Origin of the sequence: Burkholderia sp. BCC1640 (assembly GCF_902833125.1) — a bacterium.
GTDB classification, from domain to species: Bacteria; Pseudomonadota; Gammaproteobacteria; order Burkholderiales; family Burkholderiaceae; genus Burkholderia; species Burkholderia diffusa.
This window is the reverse complement of record NZ_CADFEF010000002.1, coordinates 105,953-127,852: the sequence shown is the minus strand read 5'-3', so window position 1 is coordinate 127,852 and position 21,900 is coordinate 105,953. Positions and strand designations below refer to the sequence as shown.

Annotated in this window: 18 protein-coding genes; 13 read left to right on the top strand and 5 right to left on the bottom strand. The window is 68.8% G+C overall.

Annotated elements, in window-relative coordinates; translation table 11 throughout:
• The first annotated feature begins 145 nt into the window (after positions 1–145).
• The 4 genes from HWX25_RS03005 to HWX25_RS02990 all read left to right on the top strand — a co-directional run bounded on the left by HWX25_RS03005 (position 146) and on the right by HWX25_RS02990 (position 4,897).
• A complete protein-coding gene (locus HWX25_RS03005) occupies positions 146–2,710 on the top strand; it encodes a transglycosylase domain-containing protein (RefSeq protein ID WP_175907000.1) in 2,565 nt (854 codons plus the stop codon).
• 78 nt (positions 2,711–2,788) lie between these two features.
• On the top strand, positions 2,789–3,664 hold the full coding sequence (locus HWX25_RS03000; RefSeq protein ID WP_175906998.1) for a PilZ domain-containing protein: 876 nt from the start codon (positions 2,789–2,791) through the stop codon (positions 3,662–3,664).
• A gap of 227 nt (positions 3,665–3,891) precedes the next feature.
• On the top strand, positions 3,892–4,221 hold the full coding sequence (locus HWX25_RS02995; protein ID WP_059525394.1) for a DUF4148 domain-containing protein: 330 nt from the start codon (positions 3,892–3,894) through the stop codon (positions 4,219–4,221).
• A gap of 271 nt (positions 4,222–4,492) precedes the next feature.
• A complete protein-coding gene (locus HWX25_RS02990) occupies positions 4,493–4,897 on the top strand; it encodes a lysozyme inhibitor LprI family protein (RefSeq protein WP_059819053.1) in 405 nt (134 codons plus the stop codon).
• Positions 4,898–4,948: 51 nt separating this feature from the next.
• Here HWX25_RS02990 and HWX25_RS02985 read toward each other — a convergent pair whose 3' ends face one another.
• Positions 4,949–5,596, bottom strand: coding sequence for a response regulator transcription factor (locus HWX25_RS02985; protein WP_059819054.1), 648 nt, complete (start codon positions 5,594–5,596; stop codon positions 4,949–4,951).
• Positions 5,593–7,704 (bottom strand): PAS domain-containing sensor histidine kinase, encoded by a 2,112-nt coding sequence (locus HWX25_RS02980; protein WP_175906996.1) that lies wholly within the window; start codon positions 7,702–7,704, stop codon positions 5,593–5,595. The genes HWX25_RS02985 and HWX25_RS02980 overlap by 4 nt, the downstream gene beginning before the upstream one ends.
• Before the next feature lie 319 nt (positions 7,705–8,023).
• Between HWX25_RS02980 and HWX25_RS02975 the strand changes: the two genes are divergently transcribed.
• The 5 genes from HWX25_RS02975 (at position 8,024) to HWX25_RS02955 (ending at position 13,538) form a co-directional block, all read left to right on the top strand.
• Positions 8,024–8,494: a universal stress protein gene (locus HWX25_RS02975; RefSeq protein WP_059525714.1), complete on the top strand. Its 471-nt coding sequence runs from the start codon at positions 8,024–8,026 to the stop codon at positions 8,492–8,494.
• 356 nt (positions 8,495–8,850) lie between these two features.
• The gene (locus HWX25_RS02970; protein WP_175906994.1) at positions 8,851–9,357 is read left to right on the top strand and encodes a cupin domain-containing protein; all 507 of its coding nucleotides are present in this window, start codon (positions 8,851–8,853) and stop codon (positions 9,355–9,357) included.
• Between the two features lie 166 nt (positions 9,358–9,523).
• A complete protein-coding gene (locus HWX25_RS02965) occupies positions 9,524–10,549 on the top strand; it encodes a DedA family protein/thiosulfate sulfurtransferase GlpE (RefSeq protein WP_059525400.1) in 1,026 nt (341 codons plus the stop codon).
• 440 nt (positions 10,550–10,989) lie between these two features.
• A complete protein-coding gene (locus HWX25_RS02960; protein WP_175906992.1) occupies positions 10,990–12,372 on the top strand; it encodes an amino acid permease in 1,383 nt (460 codons plus the stop codon).
• Between the two features lie 230 nt (positions 12,373–12,602).
• On the top strand, positions 12,603–13,538 hold the full coding sequence (locus HWX25_RS02955; RefSeq protein ID WP_059700346.1) for a universal stress protein: 936 nt from the start codon (positions 12,603–12,605) through the stop codon (positions 13,536–13,538).
• Positions 13,539–14,023: 485 nt separating this feature from the next.
• On the opposite strand, the gene HWX25_RS02950 is transcribed toward HWX25_RS02955, so the two are convergent.
• Positions 14,024–14,434: a hypothetical protein gene (locus HWX25_RS02950; protein ID WP_175906989.1), complete on the bottom strand. Its 411-nt coding sequence runs from the start codon at positions 14,432–14,434 to the stop codon at positions 14,024–14,026.
• A gap of 555 nt (positions 14,435–14,989) precedes the next feature.
• Here HWX25_RS02950 and HWX25_RS02945 point away from each other — a divergent pair.
• Together HWX25_RS02945 and HWX25_RS02940 are read left to right on the top strand one after the other, a co-directional pair.
• Positions 14,990–15,244, top strand: a complete 255-nt coding sequence (locus HWX25_RS02945) for a DUF3562 domain-containing protein (protein WP_059819058.1) — start codon at positions 14,990–14,992, stop codon at positions 15,242–15,244.
• Positions 15,245–15,462: 218 nt separating this feature from the next.
• Positions 15,463–17,262, top strand: a complete 1,800-nt coding sequence (locus tag HWX25_RS02940; RefSeq protein WP_175906987.1) for a methyl-accepting chemotaxis protein — start codon at positions 15,463–15,465, stop codon at positions 17,260–17,262.
• Between the two features lie 54 nt (positions 17,263–17,316).
• Here HWX25_RS02940 and HWX25_RS02935 read toward each other — a convergent pair whose 3' ends face one another.
• Positions 17,317–18,354, bottom strand: a complete 1,038-nt coding sequence (locus HWX25_RS02935; protein WP_175906986.1) for a sigma-54 dependent transcriptional regulator — start codon at positions 18,352–18,354, stop codon at positions 17,317–17,319.
• A 330-nt stretch (positions 18,355–18,684) separates the two neighbouring features.
• Here HWX25_RS02935 and HWX25_RS02930 point away from each other — a divergent pair, with 330 nt between their 5' ends.
• Entirely contained in the window at positions 18,685–20,652 is a 1,968-nt protein-coding gene (locus HWX25_RS02930; protein WP_175906984.1) for an ATP-binding protein, read from the top strand.
• A 100-nt stretch (positions 20,653–20,752) separates the two neighbouring features.
• A complete protein-coding gene (locus HWX25_RS02925) occupies positions 20,753–21,382 on the top strand; it encodes a DUF4142 domain-containing protein (RefSeq protein ID WP_175907317.1) in 630 nt (209 codons plus the stop codon).
• A 7-nt stretch (positions 21,383–21,389) separates the two neighbouring features.
• Here the strand turns inward: HWX25_RS02925 and HWX25_RS02920 are convergent, their stop codons facing one another.
• On the bottom strand, positions 21,390–21,890 hold the full coding sequence (locus tag HWX25_RS02920) for a PRC-barrel domain-containing protein (protein ID WP_059819062.1): 501 nt from the start codon (positions 21,888–21,890) through the stop codon (positions 21,390–21,392).
• Positions 21,891–21,900 lie beyond the last annotated feature (10 nt).

Here is a 21,900-nt window from a genome sequence, read left to right as displayed (position 1 = left end):
GGGGCGCGCGCCTTTTTTGTTGTAAAAATGCGCGATCCGGCACCGTTCGCACGGGCCGGGGACGGCCGCCGGCCGGTGGGCCGCGCGAGTTTTGGTACGATGCAGCCTTTCCAGCAGATCCCCCACCCGCGTGAATCGCCGAAACGTGTCGTCAGTGCGTGACCTCTGTGCCAAATGGGTCGCGCGCGCCCAACCCGTCGCGGCCGCTGCCGCCGTGCCCGTCAAGCGTGTCCTGGCCAGTGCCTGGCACCATCTCCGTCATCCGACACGCCGCGGCGTGCTGCGCGCGGCCGCCGCCGTGCCGGTGCTGTTCGTGCTGTACGTGCTGGCGCTGATTCCGTTCACGCCCGGCATCGGCGACATTCGCAAGGCGCGCGTCGACCAGCCCGCGCAGGTGCTGTCCGCCGACGGCAAGGTGCTGGCGGAATTCAAGCCGTCGAACCGCGAATGGGTGTCGCTCAAGCAGATCTCGCCGCACATGGTCGACGCGCTGATCGCGACCGAGGATCATCGTTTCTACGAGCACCACGGCCTCGACTGGAAGCGCACGGCGTCGGCCGCGCTCCATACGTTCTCGGGCAGCCGCCAGGGCGGCTCGACGATCACGCAGCAGCTCGCACGCAACCTGTATCCGGACGAGATCGGCCGCGCGCCGACGCTCACGCGCAAGGTGAAGGAGGCGATCACCGCGCTGAAGATCGAGGCCGTGTACAGCAAGGATCAGATCCTCGAGACCTACCTGAACACGGTGCCGTTCCTGTACAACGCGTACGGCGTCGAGATGGCCGCGCGCACCTATTTCGACAAGTCGGCCGACGAGCTCGACGTGCTCGACAGCGCAACGCTCGTCGGGATGCTGAAGGGCAACAGCTACTACAACCCGGTGCTGAACCCCGAGCGCGCGCTGCAGCGGCGCAACACGGTGCTCGGCCAGATGGTGAAGTACGGCAAGCTGTCGCCCGCGCAGTTCGCGCAGTTGCAGCGCCGGCCGCTGCGCATCGATTTCGAGCGCCAGAAGGAACCGCCGGGGCCCGCGCCGCACTTCGCGCAGCAACTGCGCAAATGGCTGATCGGCTGGGCCGACCGCAACGACTACAACATCTATTCCGACGGGCTGATCGTGCGCACCACGATCGATTCGCGGCTGCAGCAGATGGCGACCCAGGCGCTGACGCTGCAGGCGAACCAGTTGCAGGGCATCGCGAACAACGCGTGGAGCGGCCGCGACGGCTGCGGCACCGACAACGAGGTGTTCCGCGCCTTCATGCGCGAGTCGCCCGAGTACAAGGCCGCCCAGGATGCCGGCAAGAACGATGCCGTCGCGATGAAGCAGCTCGCCGCCGATCGCGGTTTCATGCGTGCGCTGTGCAAGGCGAAGACCGACGTGCAGGCCGGCTTCGTCGCGATCGATCCGCGTGATGGGCAGATTCGCGCGTGGGTCGGCAGCCGCGACTTCACGAACGAGCCGTTCGACCACGTCGCGCAGGCGCGGCGTCAGCCGGGCTCGACCTTCAAGCCGTTCGTCTATGGCGTCGCGTTCGCGAACGGGATGAAGCCGGACGACACCTTCGTCGACCAGGCAGTCGAGATTCCGCTGAAGGGCGGCGAGATCTGGCGGCCGAACGACGACGCGCCGCCGTCGGGCAAGCCGATGACGCTGCGCGACGCGGTCGCGCTGTCGCGCAACCGGATCACCGCGCAGGTGATGGAGAAGGTCGGACCGGCGGCGGTGGCGCGGCTCGCGCGCGACATGGGCGTGCGCGAAAGCCCGCTCGAGCGCGTGCCGTCGCTCGCGCTCGGCACGAGCCCGGTGACGCTGAAGGAGATGGTCGCGTCGTACGCGACGATCGCGAACGGCGGCCTGTACGTCGAGCCGCAGATGGTGACGCGCATCGAGAACCGCCAGGGCGACGTGCTCGCCGAGTACGCGCCGGCACCGCCCGAGCGTGCGCTCGACGTCGAGACCGACAAGACGCTGCTCGGCGTGATGCGCGACGTGGTGACGCGCGGCACCGGCAGCAGCATCCGCACGCGCTTCGGCATTCGCGGCGACGTGGCAGGCAAGACCGGGACCACGCAGGACAACGCGGACGGCTGGTTCATCCTGATGCAGCCCGGGCTGGTGGCCGGCGCGTGGGTCGGTTTCGACGACGGCCGCGTGACGCTGCGCAGCGACTATTGGGGGCAAGGCGCGCACAGCGCGCTGCCGATCGTCGGCGACTTCTTCCAGCGCGCGCAACGTGCCCGGATCGTCGACACGAAGCTGAAATTCGATACCGAGCCGTCGCCCGGCTGGTTCTCGTCGGTGCGCGAACGCGTGACGGATCTGTTCGACGGCTGGTTCGGGCCCGAGCCGAAGCAGGTGCCGGCGCCCGTCAGGACGCAGCGTATCGAGCGCCAGCCGGAGGCGGACGCCGCCGCGGCGTCGGCCGCATCGGCTGCGTCGGCGCCCGAGGCGGCATCCGGCGGCATCGTCGAGGAGTGGGTTCCGGCGTCCGAGGTGGCGGCATCGGCCGCCGCGCTGTCGGCGGGCGCGTCGCAACCGCAGGCCGCGCAGCCGCCGGCGACGGGAGGCAGCGCGACGCCTGCGGGCAACACGGGCGGCGGGGGCCTCGGCTCCGCCCCGGCCGCCCCTTCGGCCGTACCGGCTCCGTCGGCGGCGCTGGCCCCGGCGCCGGTTTCACCCGGCGCGACCAGCGGTTCGGAGTAACGAGACGTTCAGATTTCGCGCGATGCTGCCGTAATACCGTTGTCACGACAGCTCGCGCGGTTGCTCCGCGCCTTTCCGATGCGGCTCATCACCGATCACGTCGCGCTCGCGCGCGATGACGTCTCCGCCGGCGTCCCGCTCGGCTTCGATCTCTACGATGCGGGCGGCGCCGCGCTGCTGCCCGCCGGCACGACGCTGCACGATCCCGCGCAGCATGCTTTCCTGTTCGATCATTTCCGGCCCGTCCGCCGACGTGGTGACGCCGAGCCCGCCGCGCCGGCATCCGACACCGTGCCGGCGGCCACGCGCATGGGGCTGTCGGCCGGCGCCGCGATCGGCATCCGGCGACGGGTCGGCACGACCCGCGTGCTGCAGCGCTGCCGGTTGATCGGGATCGGCGCATCGGGCGCGCTGTTCGTCGAGCCGCAGCCGGCGGTCGTGCTCGACTTTGCCCGCGGCGACGACGTCGAGGCGGTCGCGATCGGCCGGTCGGCGGTGTCGCGTTTCGGTGCGACGGTCGAGGCGGTGCAGGCAGCGGGGGCCGCGCCGTTCATGGTGCTTTCGCCGCCGGGCTTCGTCGACCGGCTGCGCACGCGCGCCGAGCCGCGCGTCCAGGTGCGGATTGCCGCCCGCTGTACGGGCGGGCCGGTGCAGGCGGAGGGGATCGGGATCGTTCGCGATCTCAGCCTGAACGGGCTGTCGATCGCGGTCGACCGGGCGCTCGCGGCGGCCGGCGATCCGCTGCACGTGCAATTGCCATATACGGATGGGGACCATGTGGCGTTGCTCACGCTCGACGGCACGGTGCGAGCGGTGCATGCCGATCCGGCGGTGCCGGGCTGGGCGCTTCACCACGCGGCGTTCGACGAAACGGCAGCCGACGACCGGATTCGCCTCAAGGCGTTGCTGTTCGACCTGTCCATGGCAGCCACGGACGCGGATCAGGTCCGCTGATGCGTTGAACCGGGCAAACGTGGCAGCATGCTGCCGCATATTGGGTTCCGATGCGGCCATAATCCTCTGACGATTCGGCCGAATGCGCGGCAATTGTACGGATTCGGTCAACAGTGAATTTGCGATTTAAGTATTTACCCTGATAGCCAGGCCTCCTAGACTTCCATTCATGCGCAACGACTACCGAGTCGGAAGCGCCTGACAAAACAATCTGGAGGTAACGCATCATGAAATCGCTGATCAAGGCAGTTGCACTGGCCGCTCTGGTGGCCGCACCGATCGTCTCGTTCGCCCAATCGAACCAGCAGCCGCTAACGCGCGCGCAAGTGCGTGCCGAGCTGGTCCAGCTCGAAAAGGCCGGCTACAACCCGAACGACTGGATGAACTATCCGGAAAACATCCAAGCTGCACAGGCAAAGATCGCCGCGGCACAGAACACCGGTGCGCAGGCTGACGTAACGGGCTACGGCTCGAACCCGGTCGCGACGTCGCAGTCGGGCCAGCGCGTGACCGTACCGGCAGCAGCCGATCGTTCGTCGGTGTACTTCGGCCACTGAGCAAGCCGTTCGCCGAGCGGCCGTCGGGCCGCCTGCAAAGCCGTACCAAAAGGCCTGCACTCGTCATGAGTGCAGGCTTTTTTGCATGCGCGGCACGCGTGGCGCGGGCTGACAATCGATCGCGCGTGCGCTAGCATCGCGGTCGGCATTGCCGCGCTGCGGCGGCCGCGACGGAAGTCGCGCCCGTCCGCCTGCGAAGTCGCGCACCGAGGCGCGGCGGCAAGCCGGGCATCACGTTCCACGACTTCAACGAAAACAAACAGGAGCATCCATGCGTGTCTTGACCGGTCTGCTGTGCGCGCTCGCGCTGACGGCCAACGTTGCCCATGCGCAGGCGAATTGTGCGGACGCGACGGATCAGGCGGCGATGACGGCGTGCGCCGATCGCGCGTACAAGAAATCCGACGCGGACCTGAACCGCACTTACCAGGCCGTCACCGCACGGCTGCGCGATGCGAAGCCGCTCGCGGAGAAACTCGTGAACGCGCAGCGCGCGTGGATCGCCTACCGCGACGCCGAATGCAGCTTCTCCAGCGCGAACGCCGAAGGCGGCAGCGTGTATCCGATGGTCGTGTCGACCTGCCTCGACGATCTGACCAAGACGCGCAACGAGACGCTGAAGGGTTATCTGTCCTGCGAGGAAGGTGACCTGGCCTGTCCGGTGCCGGGGAAGTAAGGCCGTGCAACGTCCAGCCGGCCCGCGCGTCGCGCGGCCGGCACGGTGCGCCTAGACGTCGTCCGTTTCGTCGAGCAGCTTGTGCCGCATCGCGTAGCGGACCAGCGCCGCTTCGTGCGGCATCTGCATCTTTTCCAGAATCCGGGTCTTGTAGGTGCTGACCGTCTTCGCGCTTACGCACAGCGCCTGCGCGATCTCGGTCAGCGTCTGTCCGGCGGCGATCCGGCGGAACACGTCGAACTCGCGATCGGACAGCCGCTGGTGCGGCAGCGTCTCGGCCGGTTCGTTCAGGCTCTGCGCGAACTGCTCGGCCATCGCGAGACTCACGTAGACGCCGCCCGATGCAACCTTGGTCACCGCGCCGACCAGTTCGGCGCTCGCGCTTTCCTTGGTCAGGTAGCCCGACGCACCGGCGCGGAACGCGCGCACCGCGTATTGCTGCTCCGCATGCATGGTCAGCACGAGCACGCGCAGCGTGGGCTTCTCGTCCTTGATCTGCTTGATCAGTTCGACGCCGTTGCGGCCCGGCATCGACAGGTCGAGCACCAGCACCTGCGCGGGCGTCGAACGAATCAGCGCGATCGTCGACGGCCCGTCGCACGCTTCGCCGGCCACTTCGAAGGCGGTCGCGTTCTGGAGAATGTGCCGCAGACCGTCGCGCACGAGCGTATGGTCGTCGGCGATGAGCACCTTGATCATGTGAGGGTGGTTTCCTGTTGAACGGTGCCGAGCGGGAACGCGACCGTGATCGAGAAGCCGCGCGCGAGCGCGGTATCGATCGTCACGCTGCCGCCCAGCATGTGTGCGCGTTCGCGAATGCCGATCAGGCCGAACGACTTGTCCTCGTGGGCGGTGCCGCCGGGTGCCGCGCCGCGGCCGTTGTCCGCGACGCGCAGCACGCAGAAGCCTTCCTCGATGTCGAGCCGCAGCGCGACGCGCGTCGCATCCGCATGGCGCGCGACGTTCGTCAGCGCTTCCTGGACGATCCGGAACAGCGTGGTCGCCCCGGTGCTGGTGAACGTGAGCCCGCCCGTTTCGATGTGGCGTTCGACGTCGATGCCGTAGCGGTTCGTGAAGTCGTTCGCCAGCCACTCGATCGCGGGCACGAGGCCGAGATCGTCGAGCATCACGGGGCGCAGGTCGGCTGCGATGCGCCGCACCGACGCGACGGTCGCGTCGATCAGCCGGCGCATGCCCTGCAGTTGCGACAGCACGTCGTCGTCGGGTTGCGCACGATTCGGCGCGCGCAGTTGCTGCTCGATGACCGACAGATCCATCTTCAGCGCGGTCAGCTGCTGCCCGAGGTCGTCGTGCAATTCGCGCGCGATGCGGGTCTTTTCCTCCTCGCGCACGTTCTGCAGGTTCGCCGACAGTTCGCGCAGTTCCTCGCGCGACTGCTTCAGCGCATTCTCGGCGCGCTGCCGCTCGGTGATGTCGCGCAACATCACCGTATAGAGCTTGCCCGACGCGTCGCGGATCTGCGAGATCGACGCCTCGATCGGGAATTCCTCGCCGTTGCCGCGCAGCCCGAACAGCACGCGCTGACGGCCCATCTGCCGCTCGGATACGCCCGTCACGCCGAACTGGTCGACGTGCTTCGCATGTGCCGCACGAAACCGCTCGGGGATGAAGCGCGACAGCGGTGCGCCGATCGCCTCCATCGCCGACACGCCGAATACCTGCTCGGCCATCGGGTTGAAGATCACGACCGTCTGCTTCTCGTCGATCGTGATGATCGCTTCCATCGACGAACGGATGATGCCCATCATCCGCGCCTCGTTCAGGATGCCGCGGCTGCTGGCGCCCGTATCGGCGGTGCCGGCGCGCCCGCGCAGCAGCGCATGGACGAGTGCCGCGAACGCGAACGATGCGATCAGCCCCGCCGCGAGCACCGTGCCCGCCGCGCGCTGCGCGCCGGTTGCGCTCGGGCGGCCGTCCGCGGAATAGGCGAGCGTCAGCACGGTCCCGCCGAAAATCAGCTGGTCGGTGCGCCGCATCAGGTCGGGCGACGCGGAGGCCTCGTCGGTCGTCGTCTCGGCGCTCGCGATCGGCCGAGGATCGTCGCCGGCGCTGATCCGCAGGTCGAGCCCGCGTTCCGCGTCGAGCGCGCGCTCGATCAGGCGATTCGGGCTCACTTGCGCGAACAGCACGCCGTCGGCGCCGGTTTCATGGGCGCCGGCCGGTGCGGCGGTCGTGCGCTGTGACGCCGTCGCGGGCAGGAACAGCGTGAGGGTGCGCGCATCGCGGGAGGTGTCGTCGTCGGCCGAATGGATGCCGAGTGCGACATCGCCGGTCCGCAGCGCGCGCGCGAGCGGGGCCCGATCCGGCGAGCCGAAGCGCACGCCGGCCGAGCTCGACGCGGGCGCGCCGAGCGTCGCCACCGCGAGCGGGCCGGCCGGCATCGGCGCGTGACCGGCGAGGGCGCTGCGCGCCGCGGGCGACAGCGGCGCATAGCCGAACTGCCGGATCGGCGAACGCCCGCTGTCGAGCTCGAGCGTGTCGGCATAGCGGCGCCATTGCTCGGGCGTCATCTGCGGCGCGAGCGCGAACGCGCCGCGCGTGCTTTCGAGCACGGCGACGCCGGCTTGCAGCTCGTGGCGCAGCATCGCCGTCACGTGCGTGGTGCGTCGCTCGAAGCGCGTATGGACGGCGCCTTGCCACTGCTCGCGAACGAGCAGCGCGACGCCGAGCGACAGCGCCGCGCCGGCGAACAGCGTAACGACGCCGGCCGCGAGCGGCTGGCGTAACATGATCTGGAAGCGCGTGGGCCCTCGGGCGTCACGCGGCGGGGTTCCACTGGCGGTCATTCGATGGCCATTCTGGTGTCGGGGCCGCCCGTGGCACTCGGGCGGCGCGGCATAACCGGGAAAAATCGCACCGGCCGCGTGCGGCGTCTATTTTCAAGATGAAATTGTGCGCGTTTTATGCGTTTTTTGTAATAGGGTCAGCTAAAAATGAGATAGCCGGGCGGTGCAGCGGGCGTCCCGGCCGCGATTGACACGCGTCAACCGGCGTGTCGGCACGTGGGGCAGACTGTTCGGCAGGCGAGCCGGCATCGGGCCGGCTTGCGATGACGGGGGCGTCGTGCGCGCGATGCGCGACGCGCGCCCGGTCGGAGGGTGGACCATGTACAAGCGGATTTTCGTCGGGCTCGATGGCAGCCCCAGTGCGCGTCTCGCGCTAAACGAAGCGATCAGGATCGCGGCGGCGTCCGGCGGAGAGGTGACGTGCGCGTATGTCGTCGAGCACCGGCCGCAGCTCGTCGACGTCGATGCGGGCTTCGCGGCCGAACACGACGGCGACGCGGCGGCAACCGATGCGGCGACACCCGTGCTCGACGATGCGAAGGCGGCGCTCGCGCAGCGGAACGTGCCGGGCACCGTGCGCGCGCTCGACGCATACGGCGAGGACATCGCCGCGGTGCTGATGCGCACCGCGGCCGAGGCCGGCGCCGATCTGATCGTGATGGGCACGAGCGGGCGGCACGGCCTGCGCCGGCTGCTGCTCGGCAGCGTCGCGGAATCGCTGCTGCGCGCGGCCGACCGGCCCGTGCTGCTGGTGCGCCACGACGAGCCGGCCGCGGCGGCATCCGCGTGACGGGGCGGTGCGGCGTCGCGCCGTGAGCGGCGGGCAGGCGGCCGCCGCGCGGATGGCGGTGCGATGGCGGGTGCGGCGGTGCGTCCGCTGCATCGATCGACGCGCAGCCGATATCTGGCGTCGCGACATCGCTGCGGTGCGACCGCGCAGCGCCGGTTGCATCGCGGCCCGCACTTCTGGCAGCATCGGCCGGTGTTCGCTTCATCGTCGCGCGCCGCGTTTCGCGCGCGATTCAGTCGCCGCGTGCATGGTCGCGGCGATCGACGCAGCGGCACGCGACGTCGGCCGACGGGATTCCCGAACGGCCGGGGCGTGTGCCGCGTGCCCGGTTCATTCCTTCACCGACGTCATCCGCCATGCCGATCTCCGCCGCCGACCTGATTCACCAGTTCGATCTGCAACCGCACCCCGAGGGCGGCTATTTCCGGGAAACCTACCGCGCGGCCGACACGGTCGTGCGTCCGGCCGACGGCGCGCCGCGCGCGGCGTCGACCGCGATCTACTACCTGTTGTGCGACGGCGCGTATTCGTCGTGGCACCGGATCCGTTCCGACGAGGTCTGGCATTTCTACGCGGGCGATCCGCTCGAAGTGTGGGTGCTCGACGAGCGTGACGGCCTGACGATCCACCGGCTCGGCAACCCGCTCACGCACCCCGGCACCGTATTCCAGGCGGTCGTGCCGGCCGGGCGCTGGTTCGGTGCGCGCTGCGCGTCGCCGGAGCATGTCGCGCTCGTCGGCTGCACGGTCGCGCCGGGGTTCGAGTTCGCGGAATTCGAGCTTGCGGACGCGACGGCGCTGGCCGCCGCGTTCCCCGAGTACGCGGAATACGTCGGGGCGCTCGCGCAGCGCCCCGACGCGTGAGCGCGGCGGCCGCCTCCAACGGTAGCCGTTGCGCGCGGTCCCGGCCAAACCCGTTTAGAATGCACGATGGTGCGGGATCGGCCGCGGACGTACCGCGGCGGTCGCTGCCTGCCGTATCGACGGCCGCCTCCGTCGCACGGTCGCCATGTCTTCCAGGAGCGCCGTCGTGTGGCACTTTCCCATTGCGATTCCCTCGTCGCTCGGCCCGTGGGCCGTGTTCGCGAGCGTACTGATCACGCAGCTCGGCGTGCCGGTGCCGGCCGTGCCGATGCTGATCCTCGGCGGTACGATGGCGGCGATGGGGCAGGCGTCCTGGACGAGCATGTTCGCGGCGGCGATCGGGGCGACGATGCTTGCCGATTCGCTGTGGTTCTTCATGGGCCGCACGCGCGGCCGGCGCTTGCTGAACGGGCTCGTGCGATTCTCGCTGTCGCTCGACACGACGCTGCGCTTCGCACGTAACGTATTCGAAAGATACGGCGCGCCGCTGCTCGTCCTTTCCAAATTCCTGCCGGGTCTCGGCCTCGTGTCGGCGCCGCTGCTCGGCACGACCGCGATCGGCATCGGCGTGTTCCTGTTCTGGGATCTGGCCGGCGCGTCGCTGTGGGCTGCGTTCTGGCTCGTCGGCGGCGCGGCCGTGCATGACCAGATCGTGCAGTTCGTGCTGTGGGTGCGCGCGAGCGGCGGCACGATCCTCGATGCGTTCCTCGCGATCTTCATCACGTTCCTGCTGTACCGCTGGGTGCGCCGCGTGCAGTTCCGCCGCTATCTCGCGCAGGTGCGCATCTCCCCGCCGCAGCTCGTCGAAATGATGACGTCGAGCGAGCCGCCGCTGATCTTCGATGCGCGACCGCGCGCGATTCGCGAACGCGAGCCGTACCGGATCGCCGGCGCGGTGCCGGTCGATCTCGATTCGCCGGACCTGCTGGATCCAGAGCTGCTGAAGCGGCCGATCGTCGTGTATTGCGTGTGCCCGAACGAGGCGACCGCGAAGCGTCTGATCGCGAAGATGCAGCGCAAGAAGATGATCCACAACATCCGCGCGCTGAAGGGTGGCCTCGATGCGTGGGAAAAGCACGGCTATCCGGTCGAGCCGCTGCCGGCCGATCTCGATTCATCGCGGTATTTCGTGCGGCCGGAACATGCGGCGCTCGCAGGCGAATATACGGTGCGGGCGACGTTGTCGAAATAAATCGTGCGCGGGATTCCGCGCACATCCCGATTTCACCTCCGCTTTTACGCTTCGCATTCCCGCTAAAATCGGCTGGCGAGAAGCCACCGATTATTCTTATAATCCCGCCTGCATATTGCGTGCGCTTGACCGCGCACATTCGACACGCGTTTGTTCGCACCGAAAGCGATTGATCCCGTTGCTGCCCGTCACGCGCACAGCCGCGTCGCGCGGGCTAGACGGGCGTATTCCGTGAAAGGCCCGATCCGTTTTCCGGATTGTTCCGGAAAATGCCGATAATCAGCGGCGATTCCAATCGGAGTGATGCAATATCCGCAACGTTTTTCACCGAAAAACAGCGGGTTGGATTTTTCGTTTTCGGTTTGCCGGTATCGGCATGAACGGCCGCGCATTGACAGCCACAATGACGGCAGCCCGTTCGCGGCTGCCAGGAGACGGACTTGAAACAACCAGAAGACCAGCTGCACCGCGGGCTGGAGGAGCGACACATCAACCTGATGGCGCTCGGCGCGACGATCGGCGTCGGCCTGTTCCTCGGCTCGGCCACAGCGATCCGCACGGCCGGCCCGGCCATCCTGCTGACCTACCTGTTGGGCGGCATCGCCATTTTCCTGATCATGCGCGCGCTCGGCGAAATGGCGATCTCCAATCCGGTCGCCGGCGCGTTCAGCCGCTATGCGCGCGACTACCTCGGCCCGCTCGCGGGCTACCTGACCGGCTGGACCTACTGGTTCGTGTGGATCGTCACCTGCATGGCGGAGATCACCGCGGTCGGCGTCTACATGCACATGTGGTTCCCAGGCGTGCCGAACTGGATCTGGGCGCTCGCGGCGCTCACGGCGATGGGCGCGGTGAACTTCGTCGCGGTCAAGCTGTACGGCGAATTCGAATTCTGGTTCGCGCTGATCAAGATCGTCACGATCGTGCTGATGATCATCGGCGGCGGCCTCATGATCGCATTCGGCATCGGTAACGGCGGCGTCGCGACGGGCATCTCGAACCTGTGGGCCCATGGCGGCTTCATGCCGAACGGCATCGACGGCGTCATCGGCGCGCTGCCGATCGTGATGTTCGCGTATCTCGGCGTCGAGATGCTCGGCCTCACGGCCGGCGAGGCGCGCAATCCGGAGAAGTCGCTGACGAAGGCGGTGAACTCGGTATTCTGGCGCGTGCTGATCTTCTACATCGGCGCGCTGTTCGTGATCATGTCGCTCTATCCGTGGGACCAGATCGGCACGCAGGGCAGCCCGTTCGTGATGACGTTCTCGCGACTCGGGATCCCGGCCGCCGCCGGCATCATCAACTTCGTCGTGCTGACCGCGGCGCTGTCGTCGTGCAACAGCGGCCTGTTCAGCACCGCGCGGATGCTCTACAACCTCGCGCAGCAGGGCCAGGCGCCGGCCAGCCTCGGTCGCGTGAACCGCAACGGCGTGCCGGTGTACGGCGTCGCCGTGTCGGTCGCGCTGCTGCTGATTGGCGTGCTGCTCAACTATCTGGCGCCGCAGCAGGTGTTCACGTGGCTGACGTCGGTGTCGACGTTCGGCGCGATCTGGACGTGGTGCGTGATCCTGATCGCGCAGATGCGCTTTCGCCGCACGCTGTCGGCCGACAGGATCGCGCGCCTGCCGATCCGCGTACCGTTCTATCCGCTCGGCTCGTTCGTCGCGCTCGGGTTTCTCGCGCTGGTCGTCGTGCTGATGGCATTCACGCCGGACACGCGTGTCGCGCTCGTGATCGGCCCGGCGTGGATCGTGCTGCTCGGCATCGCATACGCGGTGTTCTACGCGAACCGAGCAGGAGCGCCCGCGTCGACGAAGTCGTAAGCGGGCAGGGCAAAAGTCGCCGCGCCGCGCATCGCGGCCCGCACGGGCATTGATTACGATCATGCACGTGCGGGCCGGACGACATATGCTGTCTGAATCGCTTGTCCGCGCTTCGCGTGGCCGTCCGCCCATCCCTGCGACCGCGTCGGCCGTTCGTCCGCCGCGCGCCGCTGCCCGCGCGAAGCTCCGGTCGTCGTCCGCGACGACGCGTCCGCCAGGAGATCTTCGCCATGCCATCCAGCCCGACCATCCCGCCGCTCGCCCGAATTTCGCTGGCCGTCGACCTGACGCCGGAGTCGCTGGCCGCCGCGCGCTACATGCGCACGCTGCTGCGTCCCGGCATGCAGGTGCGCATCGTCTGCGCGATCGACAATCCGCGTCTCGTGCTGCCCGACATTCCGCGCGTCGACGCGCTGCTGACCTCGGCGCGCGAGGAGATGACGCGCGAGGCGCAGGCGACGCTCGAGCGCATCGCGGCGCTGTTCGCCGGGAGCGGCGCGGAGATCGAGCAGGTGATCATCGATACGTCGGTCACGGGCGGCACGGTGGCCGATGCACTCGCGAACGACACGTCGGCATCGCGCGCCGACGTGCTCGTGGTCGGCGCCAATCCGCACCATGGACTGCTGCGGCTCGTCGAGGGCGCGGTGTCCGACACGCTGGCCTCGCGCGCACGCTGCGCGCTGCTGATCGTACCCGCCGACTACACGCGGCCTTCGGAGGGACCGCTGCAGCGCCTGATGTTCGCCGTGGACGGCAGCGAGCCGTCGCTGCATGCGGTGCGCGTCGGGCTCGGCTTCGCGGCGCCGACGACGCTGCTGTATGCAGCCTATGTCGTCGATCGGGCGGTTCGTCTGACGGATCTCGTGCCGGTGCGCGCGCTCGAGGATGCGTATCGCGCGGAGGGCGAGGATGCACTGGCGCGCGTCGGCCCGCTGTTCCATGCAATGGGGAATCCGACCAAGCGCGGCATCGTCGAAACCCGTCCGACCAGCGACGACGTCGCCCATGCATTGATGCGCGACGCGGTGCACTGGCATGCGGAACTGCTGGTGGTCGGCACGCATGGCCGGCGCGGCATCGCGGCCTGGCTGATCGGCAGCGTGGCGCGCCGGATCGCACATCTCGCGCAGGTGCCGGTGCTGCTCGTGCGCGGCGCGGAGTGAACGTCGCGACGCGATGGTGGCGAAGCGGCCTTTCATTGACCTGCATCAGAATCGCCGTGCACCTCGCATGAGATAGTGACAGAACGTCCGTCGTCCTGTTTTGGGGCGCGACGATTCGATACGTCGGGTCCAGAACCGCGCGAACGGGCGCATATCCGACGCGGTTGCGCCCGCTTCAACCGATTTCCGGCGCCGTGCCACGCAGCGCGTGGCGCATCGCCGATCACGAACTCTCTGGCGCGAGGGTAGGCAGCCGACGGCTGCCTTGGAATGACGGACGGGGTGATTTTCACCCCGTCCGCTTCCTGGCCCCGTGCAGACTACTTTCCTCGCAGGTACTTTTTGGTCGATATCGCCGTGCGGAACGGCGTGTGGCGGCACGCGATGTGCCGTCGCGCGGTCGGCGCGCGGCGGTCGCCGCCGATTGAGGTGACAGCCTTCGCAACCATCGCGCGGCCTCGTGCCGCGTCGGCTGCGTTCGGCTTTTACGCGAGGCGAGGCGCTCGCAGGTCGTGCCGACTGCGGCCGCCGCGGCATCCGCGTGCGCGCCGACGCGCGCCATTCAGCCGTCCTCGTCCGCCCGGCGTGCGATTGCGCAGCCGTGGCCAGCCGGGGCGCGCCTTGCGGCGCGGCCTGACGACGACCGGTGCGTCGGCACGGGCCCGCGCGCAAAGGGCGGCGGCGAAGCGCTGCAGCGCGAGCACCGATCCCATGACGCTCTGGTATTTCTCGCGGCCGATCTGCCCGTCGAGCGTGACGAGCAAGCCCGATTCGCGCGCGAGCGCGAGTAACGCGTCGAGATCGTCGGGCGGGCGGATTGCGACCGGCACGGCAGGCGCGGACAGCATGCGCGTGCGCCGCTGTCCGTCCCGCGCCGGGAAGTTGCGATGGGCCATGATGGTCTCCTGCGCCCGACCCCGCGTGCCGGCTCGATGGCCGGCTGAGCGATGACCGGGTATGAACGCTTTGTTCATGACGTCAGTATCCGCCGCGCAGGCCGCGCTGCCAATCGGCGCGCGCTGAAGTCGCTGTCAGACATTGCGTGCGAGGTATCGGAATCCGCTGACAAGAACGGACGGCACGCGATGTGCGGCGCCCCGATCCGGTGCATTCGAACAGACGAATCGCCGCCGGCGAGCGTCGCTTGACGCAGGATTTCGGCCGGTCTAAGTTTCTGAGTGCATCGCCGTCGCGCGACGGTCGTCTTCCGCGCAATCGGCGACGCCGCGCCTCGGGGGGCGTGGGCAATCCTTCCAGTCGTTCGCGGGCCACGCGCGCCGCGAATCCTGCGCGCGAGCCGATCCAGCGACGGATCGGCGCGGCGGCACGCAACGTGCCGTTGATCGCGCGCAAACACGCTTCGGCGCATCGCACGCCGAGCGGCTATCCAGTCTCTAATCTTCCGGTAAGTCATCTTTGCCTTTCGTTCCTCGACCGCCAGGAGCCCGTCGATGTCACAGGACAATCTGCTTGATGCTTTGAAGGCCGTCGCCGAAGCGCGCGCGATCGGCGCCGACCAGTTGCGCACGATGCTCGACGACGAAGTGCGTGCGTTGTCGTCCGATGCGCGCGTGCACGACTACATTCACGTGTTCGCGATCCGCCACTTGCGCGAACGCATGCGCAGACAGGACGACCTCGAGCGCGACACGCCAGCCAGTACGCCGAACCGGGAGCCGGACACGAATACCAGTCGCCGTCTGTGAAGGGGGGCCGGCCGCGGCCGGCGCCACCACCGCCGACGCGCCATGCCGCATAGGCAACCGCCGCGCGCAAGCTTGCGGACAACGCCCCTGTGGCCGTCGGCGTTTTTCGTCATACGTTTCATCGAATCGACACAACGGCCTCAAGTAAGCGGCGCGAATGCCGTTTACCCGGTGAATCCGTCCACCGGGCGTTCGCGCTCCCTTACCGAGTCGTTGCCATGTTCTCGTCCATCCGCACCCGCATTCTTGCAGCGTGCGTCGCCATCGTCGTATTCGCGCTCGTCGCCACCACGCTGATCAATTACTTCATCGCGCATGCGTACAACGACGATGCGATCGACCGCAACCTGAAATCCGTCGCCAGCGGCCATGTGGTCGGCATCGGCGACTGGGTTGCGACCCGGAGCCGGATGATCGCATCGCTGCAGGACGCCGCGCTGTCGCCCGATCCGCTGCCTGTGTTCAAGCAGATGGCCGCGGCCGGCGGCTTCACGAACGTCTACGCGGGCTATGCGGACAAGGTGTTTCGTTTCTCCGACCCGACCGGCATCCCGCCCGACTACGACCCGACCGGCCGCCCGTGGTACAAGCAGGCCGCACAGGCCGGCAAGCCGGTCGTCACGCCGCCGTACGTCGATGCCGGCACCGGCAACCTGGTCGTCACGTTCGCGGTGCCGATCCTGCGCGACGGCGCGCTGAAGGGCGTCGTCGCGGCCGACGTCGCGATGGACAGCGTGATCGCGAACGTGAAGTCGATCCGCCCGACGCTCGCGAGCTTCGGGATGTTGATCGACAGCAGCGGCCACGTCGTCGCGCATCCGGATGCGAAGCTCACGCTGAAGCCGGTCGCCGACGTGTCGCCCGACCTCGGCGCTGTGAGCGCCGCGTCGCTGGCCGCGGCCGTCGCGCCGGTCGAGGTGCAGGTGGGCGGCGACGCGAAGCTCGTGCGCGCGCAGGCCGTGCCCGGTACCGACTGGTACGCGCTGGTCCTGCTCGACAAATCGGAAGCGACGGCAGGGATGCGCTCGCTGCTGACCGCGTCGCTGATCACGCTGGTGGTGATCGTCGGCGTCGCGTCGCTGATCGTCGGCGCGATCACGGCAACCGCGTTCCGCCGGCTGTCGCAGGTGCGTCAGGCGATGGCGTCGATCGGCTCGGGCACCGGCGACCTGACGCAGCGCCTGCCGGCCGACGGCCGCGACGAGGTGGCCGACATCGCGCGCTCGTTCAACAGCTTCGTCGACAAGCTGAACGACGTGATGCGGCAGATTCGCGATGCGAGCGAATCGGTGCGCACGGCCGCGAACGAAATCGCCGCGGGCAACCAGGACCTGTCGTCGCGGACCGAATCGGCGGCGGCGAGCCTCGAGCAAACGGCCGCATCGATGGAAGAGATCACCGCGACGGTCGGCCAGTCGGCCGCCGCCGCCGGCCAGGCCGACGAACGGGCGGCCGCGGCGTCGCGGATCGCGTCGCACGGCGGCGTGGTCGTATCGGATGTCGTGTCGACGATGGGGAAGATCGAGGAGGCGTCGGGCCGGATCGGCGACATCATCGGCGTGATCGACGGGATCGCGTTCCAGACCAACATCCTCGCGCTGAACGCGGCCGTGGAAGCCGCGCGTGCCGGCGAGCAAGGGCGTGGTTTCGCGGTCGTCGCGCAGGAAGTGCGCAGTCTCGCGCAACGCAGCGCGCAGGCCGCGCGCGAGGTGAAGGTGCTGGTCGAGTCGACGGTGGCGAGCGTGTCGGCCGGGTCGGGGCAGGTGCGCCAGGCCGGCGACACGATGCGCGAAATCGTGTCGAACGTCGCCAACGTGACGACGATCATCTCCGAGATCACGCACGCGGCGAACGAGCAGACGCGCGGCATCCAGGAAGTGAACCGCGCGGTCACGCAGCTCGACGAAATGGTGCAGCAGAACGCGGCGCTCGTCGAACAGTCGACCGCGGCCGCGACCGCGCTGCAAACGCAGGCGAACGCGCTCGCGACGACGGTCGGGCAGTTCAAGGTCGCGTGACCTGCATCGGTTGATGCAGGTCGAGCGCGCCACGCGCGACGCCCTCGGCGATGCTCAGCCGTTGCCGCCGTCGCGCATCAGCGCCAGCCGGTTGTAGAGCGTTTTCAGGCTGATGCCGAGCGCTTTCGCCGCTTGCGGCTTGTTGCCGTCGAAGTGCTGCAGCGTCGCCGCGATGAAACGCTGCTGCGCGTGGTGCAGCGTCGCACCGAGCGGCAGCGCCATCGCATCGTCCGACGTATGGTCGGGCAACGTCGTCGGCTTCGGCAGCGCGACATCGATGCCGTCGTCCGCGAGGATGTACGCGCGCTCGATCGTGTTGTGCAATTCGCGCACGTTGCCGGGCCACGAATATGCGCGCAGCGCGGCGATCGCCGCGTCGGTCAGACGCTTGTGCGAGCGGTGCCGCACGTTGAGCACATCGACGAACTCGTGCGCGATCGCCTCGACGTCGCCGTTGCGCTGGCGCAGCGGCGGCACGTACAGCGCGAACGCGGCGAGACGGTAGAACAGATCCTCGCGCAGCCGGCCGTCGCGCACGGCTTCGGCGGGATTGTGGCGGGTCGCCGACACGATGCGCACGTCGAGCGGAATCGACTCGGTGCCGCCGACCCGCACGATCGTGTTCGATTCGAGCGCCCGCAGCAGCTTCACCTGCAGCGACGCGGGCATCTCCGCGATCTCGTCGAGCAGCAGCGTGCCGCCGAACGCGGCTTCGAAGAATCCCTCGCGTTGCGCGATCGCGCCGGTGAAGCTGCCTTTCTCGTGGCCGAACAATTGCGCTTCGGCGATGTCCGCCGGAATTGCGCCGCAGTTGACGGGGACGAACGGCCCGTTGCGTTGCGCGCTCAGGTCGTGCAGCCGCCGCGCGACGATATCCTTGCCGACCCCGCTTTCGCCGGCAATCATCACGCTGGCGCGGGTCGGAGCGATTTTCTCGATACGGCCGAGCAGCGTGCGCATCGCCGCGGAGCGGCCGGACAGCCGGCGCGCGTCGGCGCGTTGCTTCGGACGGTTTGCGGATTCGGCCATAGGCGTCAGCGGGCCATTTTGAAAATCGGCACCGCGCATCCCCTTCTTTGCAATATCTATCATCGACAGCGAAACCGCGCGGAAGGTGCCGCGATTTAGAAATTTCCAATGCCCGGTGCGATGACGGAAGAAATATGCGATCGCTGGGGCACGATGCCGCCGCCGGTGCTTTTTTACAGCCGACGAATGAGAAATTGAAAGATATCTGCCATCGCGTTCCCCCCAAGCACGGCAGGCCGCTGAGCGACGCGACGCGACGGCACGCACACCGGACTTTGCCGCGAAGTTGCCGGGCGCGATGCGGCGGGTACGCGCATTGCGGCGTTCATAGGCTCGCCCGGTCCGCTCGGCGGCATGCCTTCGAGCGACGGTCGCAGGCGATGCAGGGAAACGATGAGAACTTTTACCCGCGAGCTGTTTCGGCAAGGCGCATGGGTCGCGCTGGCCGTCGGGCTGGCGTCCGCGCTGCAGGCGTGGGCGATTCAAGTCGTCGGCATGCGCGAACCGGTTGCACCGCTGCCTTTGTACGTCGGTGTCGCGGCTGCGGCCTGGCTGACTTCGTTCGGCGGCGGTCTGGCGGCGACCGCCGCCAGCGCGGTCGTGATCGGCGCGTTGTGGTGGCGCGACATGCCGCTGCCCGCGCTGCTCATGCGGGCCGGCGTCTTCGCCGCGATCGGCTTCGTCGAGTGCATGCTCGTGCTGGCCGTCAAGCCGCTGCTCGCGAGCGACCGGCTGCGCGGGGCCGACGATGCCGACGGGGATGACGCGCGCACGCCGAGCCGCGAACCGGCGCCCGCGCCGCGTGCACTCGACGACATCCTGCTGCGCCGCGTGGTCGAAGCATCGCCCGACGCGATCGTCGGCGTCGATGCCGCACGGCGGATCACGAGCTGGAACCCGGCGGCGCGGCGCCTCTTCGGCATGGAGGTCGCGGCGGTGATCGGACACGACGTCACCACGCTGATCGCGCCGCGCTGGCTGCGGCTGCATCCCGTTCCCGCTTCGTTCGCGAACGCGCGCGCGCCCGCCGGCCCGCTCGACGTTCTGTGCGTGCGGCGCGACGGCGGCCGGTTTCGCGCGACTTTCGCGGCAGCGCCGATCGTCGACGCACAAGGAAACTGCACCGGCCTGTCGATGACGCTGCGCGAGGCGCACGAACGCCGCCGCGACGAGCGGCGCTATCTGCGCTCGCTGCGCGGCGCGCGCGACGCGCGCGTGCAGGCCGACGAATCGAACCGGTTGAAGGACGAACTGCTGGCCACCGTGTCGCATGAATTGCGCACGCCGCTCAATGTGATCTACGGCTGGGTCGAGGTGCTGCGCAACGCCGACGGCCAGAACTTCGCGCACCAGGCGATCGACGCGATCGATCGAAGCGCGCGGTCGCTGTCGCGGATGGTCGGCGACTTGCTCGACGCGTCGTCGCTCGCGACGGGCCGGATGCGGCTCGAACGCACGCCCGTCGATCTGGTGCGCGTCGTGAACGAGGCGGTGCGCGAGCTCGGCGCGACTGCGGAGGCGAACGGACTCGAACTGTCGACCGCGTGCGCGATGTCCAACTGCGTGATCTACGCGGACGGCGAGCGCATCCGTCAGGTGCTGTCGAACCTGCTGTCGAACGCGATCAAGTTCACGCCGCCGGGCGGCCACATCAAGGTGTCGCTGACCCGGGCCGGCGCGCGCGTGCGGCTGTCGGTCGCCGATTCGGGGCAGGGCATTTCCGCGGAACGCCTGCCGCATCTGTTCGATACGTTCAACCGGCCGGAAGGCGCGTCCGCGTCGCCGAAACGCGGCCTCGGGCTCGGCCTGTCGATCGTGCGCAACATCGCGCGGCTGCATGGCGGCGAGGTTGCGGCCACGAGCGAAGGCGCCGGGCGCGGCACGACCGTGACCGTCATGCTGCCGGTGGAATGGGGCGCGGACAATCTGACCGGCCAGCCGTTACGTCCGAGCGGCGCGTCGACGGCGGTCGCACTCGACGGCCAGCGCGTGCTGGTGGTCGACGACGACGCGACGTCGCGCGCGAGTCTCGCGGCGGCGCTCGAAACGCTGGGCGCCCACGTGTCGACCGCACAATCGGGGCGCGACGCGCTCGACGTGGTGGCGCGGCAGCGCCCGAGCGTCGTGCTGTCCGATCTCGCGATGCCGGACGGCGACGGCTTCTGGCTGCTCGACCACATCCGCCATTTGCAGAACGGCAGCGGGCGTCTGCCCGTCGTCGCGGTGACCGCACACGCGGGCACGGCGGACCGGAACCGCGTGATGGCCGCCGGCTTCGACGCGTATCTGTGCAAGCCGGTCGACATGCCGACGCTGGCCCGCGTGATCGTCGACGTGGCGGGCGCCGGACGGCACCGCTGACGCACGGCGGCCTCCGCAACACCCACCGGGAGGCACGATGAAGCGATCGAACAACACGCGGCGCGACGACGCCGGCGGCAAGCCGGCGCGCGCCGGGCGCATGCCGTTGATCGTGCGGATCTCGTTCGCCGGCAACGCCTGCTTGCTGGTATCGGGCGTGCTCGCGGCGTTCTGCGCGTCGGCATTCACGCCGGCGCATGCGCAGGTGCCGTCTGCATCGTCCGTTCATGTCGCGCCGGGCGTCGTCCATCCCGGCGAGACCGCCGACGAGGCGGACATGACGCGGCGGCCGAACGGCATCGACGCGGAATTCGTCGACAAGGCAGGCATCGTCGGCAAGACGGAACTGCAGGCGAGCCAGCTCGCGCTCGATCGGTCGTCGAATCCGGACGTGAAGGCCTTCGCGCGCCGGATGATCGACGATCATGTTCGCGTCGCCGCGGAATTGCGCCGGCTCGGCGCGCAAAAAGGCTTGCCCGTGCAGACGCGCATGCTGGTCGATCCGGCGCTGACGGCCCTTCGAACCATGAGTGGCGACGCATTCGACAAGGGGTACATCGCGCTGGCGGGACCGAACGCGCACGAGGCGGCGCTCAGGCTCTACGAAGCCGAAGCGCGCAACGGCCACGACCCGCAGCTTCGCGCGTTCGCGGCCGACACGCTGCCGACGCTGAAGGCGCATCTGGGCGCCGCGCGCGCGCTCGAGCGTTCGATCGCGGCCGCGCACTGATCCGCGATCAGTGCCGCCGCGTGTCGTTCTCGGGGCCGCCCGGCGAGGCCTCGTACGGCGGCGAGTCGAGCGCCGTTTCGCCTTCCTCGATCAGCCAGTAAGGCGACGCGCCGTAGTGCGCATGCAGCGCCTCGGCCCACGCGGGATCGGCCATCGTCGGCCAGCGGTCCTTCTCGAAGCCCGGTGCGTCGCGCACCCGCTCGGTCGGCACGGGCAGCACGAAGCAGCGGCGCTCGACGTCGAGCGTCAGCACGCTCCACGGCACCGCGAGCAGCTTGTCGCCGATCCCCGCAAATCCGCCTGACGATACGACCGCGTACGCGATCCGGCCCGAGCGGATGTCGAGCATGATGTTCGTGACCTTGCCGATGTCGTCGCCGTCCATCGTCAGCACGCGATCGTTTTCCAGCGTGCCGGCGGCCATTACGTCCGGCCCGGGCCCGCCGGCCGAACGGCCGCGGTCGCCGACAATGCGCGCCTGCGTGCGCGACGGTCTGTCCGTTGTCATCGCTTTTCTC

What these genes read in the sequence shown, in the direction of transcription:
- HWX25_RS02980 (WP_175906996.1), bottom strand. Translation starts at nt 7,704, where the DNA reads ATGACCGCCAGTGGAACCCCGCCGCGTGACGCCCGAGGGCCCACGCGC.
- HWX25_RS02920 (WP_059819062.1), bottom strand. Translation starts at nt 21,890, where the DNA reads ATGACAACGGACAGACCGTCGCGCACGCAGGCGCGCATTGTCGGCGAC.
- HWX25_RS02935 (WP_175906986.1), bottom strand. Translation starts at nt 18,354, where the DNA reads ATGATAGATATTGCAAAGAAGGGGATGCGCGGTGCCGATTTTCAAAAT.
- HWX25_RS02955 (WP_059700346.1), top strand. Translation starts at nt 12,603, where the DNA reads ATGCCATCCAGCCCGACCATCCCGCCGCTCGCCCGAATTTCGCTGGCC.
- HWX25_RS02925 (WP_175907317.1), top strand. Translation starts at nt 20,753, where the DNA reads ATGCCGTTGATCGTGCGGATCTCGTTCGCCGGCAACGCCTGCTTGCTG.
- HWX25_RS02930 (WP_175906984.1), top strand. Translation starts at nt 18,685, where the DNA reads ATGAGAACTTTTACCCGCGAGCTGTTTCGGCAAGGCGCATGGGTCGCG.
- HWX25_RS02985 (WP_059819054.1), bottom strand. Translation starts at nt 5,596, where the DNA reads ATGATCAAGGTGCTCATCGCCGACGACCATACGCTCGTGCGCGACGGT.
- HWX25_RS02950 (WP_175906989.1), bottom strand. Translation starts at nt 14,434, where the DNA reads ATGGCCCATCGCAACTTCCCGGCGCGGGACGGACAGCGGCGCACGCGC.
- HWX25_RS02975 (WP_059525714.1), top strand. Translation starts at nt 8,024, where the DNA reads ATGTACAAGCGGATTTTCGTCGGGCTCGATGGCAGCCCCAGTGCGCGT.
- HWX25_RS02945 (WP_059819058.1), top strand. Translation starts at nt 14,990, where the DNA reads ATGTCACAGGACAATCTGCTTGATGCTTTGAAGGCCGTCGCCGAAGCG.
- HWX25_RS02970 (WP_175906994.1), top strand. Translation starts at nt 8,851, where the DNA reads ATGCCGATCTCCGCCGCCGACCTGATTCACCAGTTCGATCTGCAACCG.
- HWX25_RS03000 (WP_175906998.1), top strand. Translation starts at nt 2,789, where the DNA reads ATGCGGCTCATCACCGATCACGTCGCGCTCGCGCGCGATGACGTCTCC.
- HWX25_RS02940 (WP_175906987.1), top strand. Translation starts at nt 15,463, where the DNA reads ATGTTCTCGTCCATCCGCACCCGCATTCTTGCAGCGTGCGTCGCCATC.
- HWX25_RS02990 (WP_059819053.1), top strand. Translation starts at nt 4,493, where the DNA reads ATGCGTGTCTTGACCGGTCTGCTGTGCGCGCTCGCGCTGACGGCCAAC.
- HWX25_RS02995 (WP_059525394.1), top strand. Translation starts at nt 3,892, where the DNA reads ATGAAATCGCTGATCAAGGCAGTTGCACTGGCCGCTCTGGTGGCCGCA.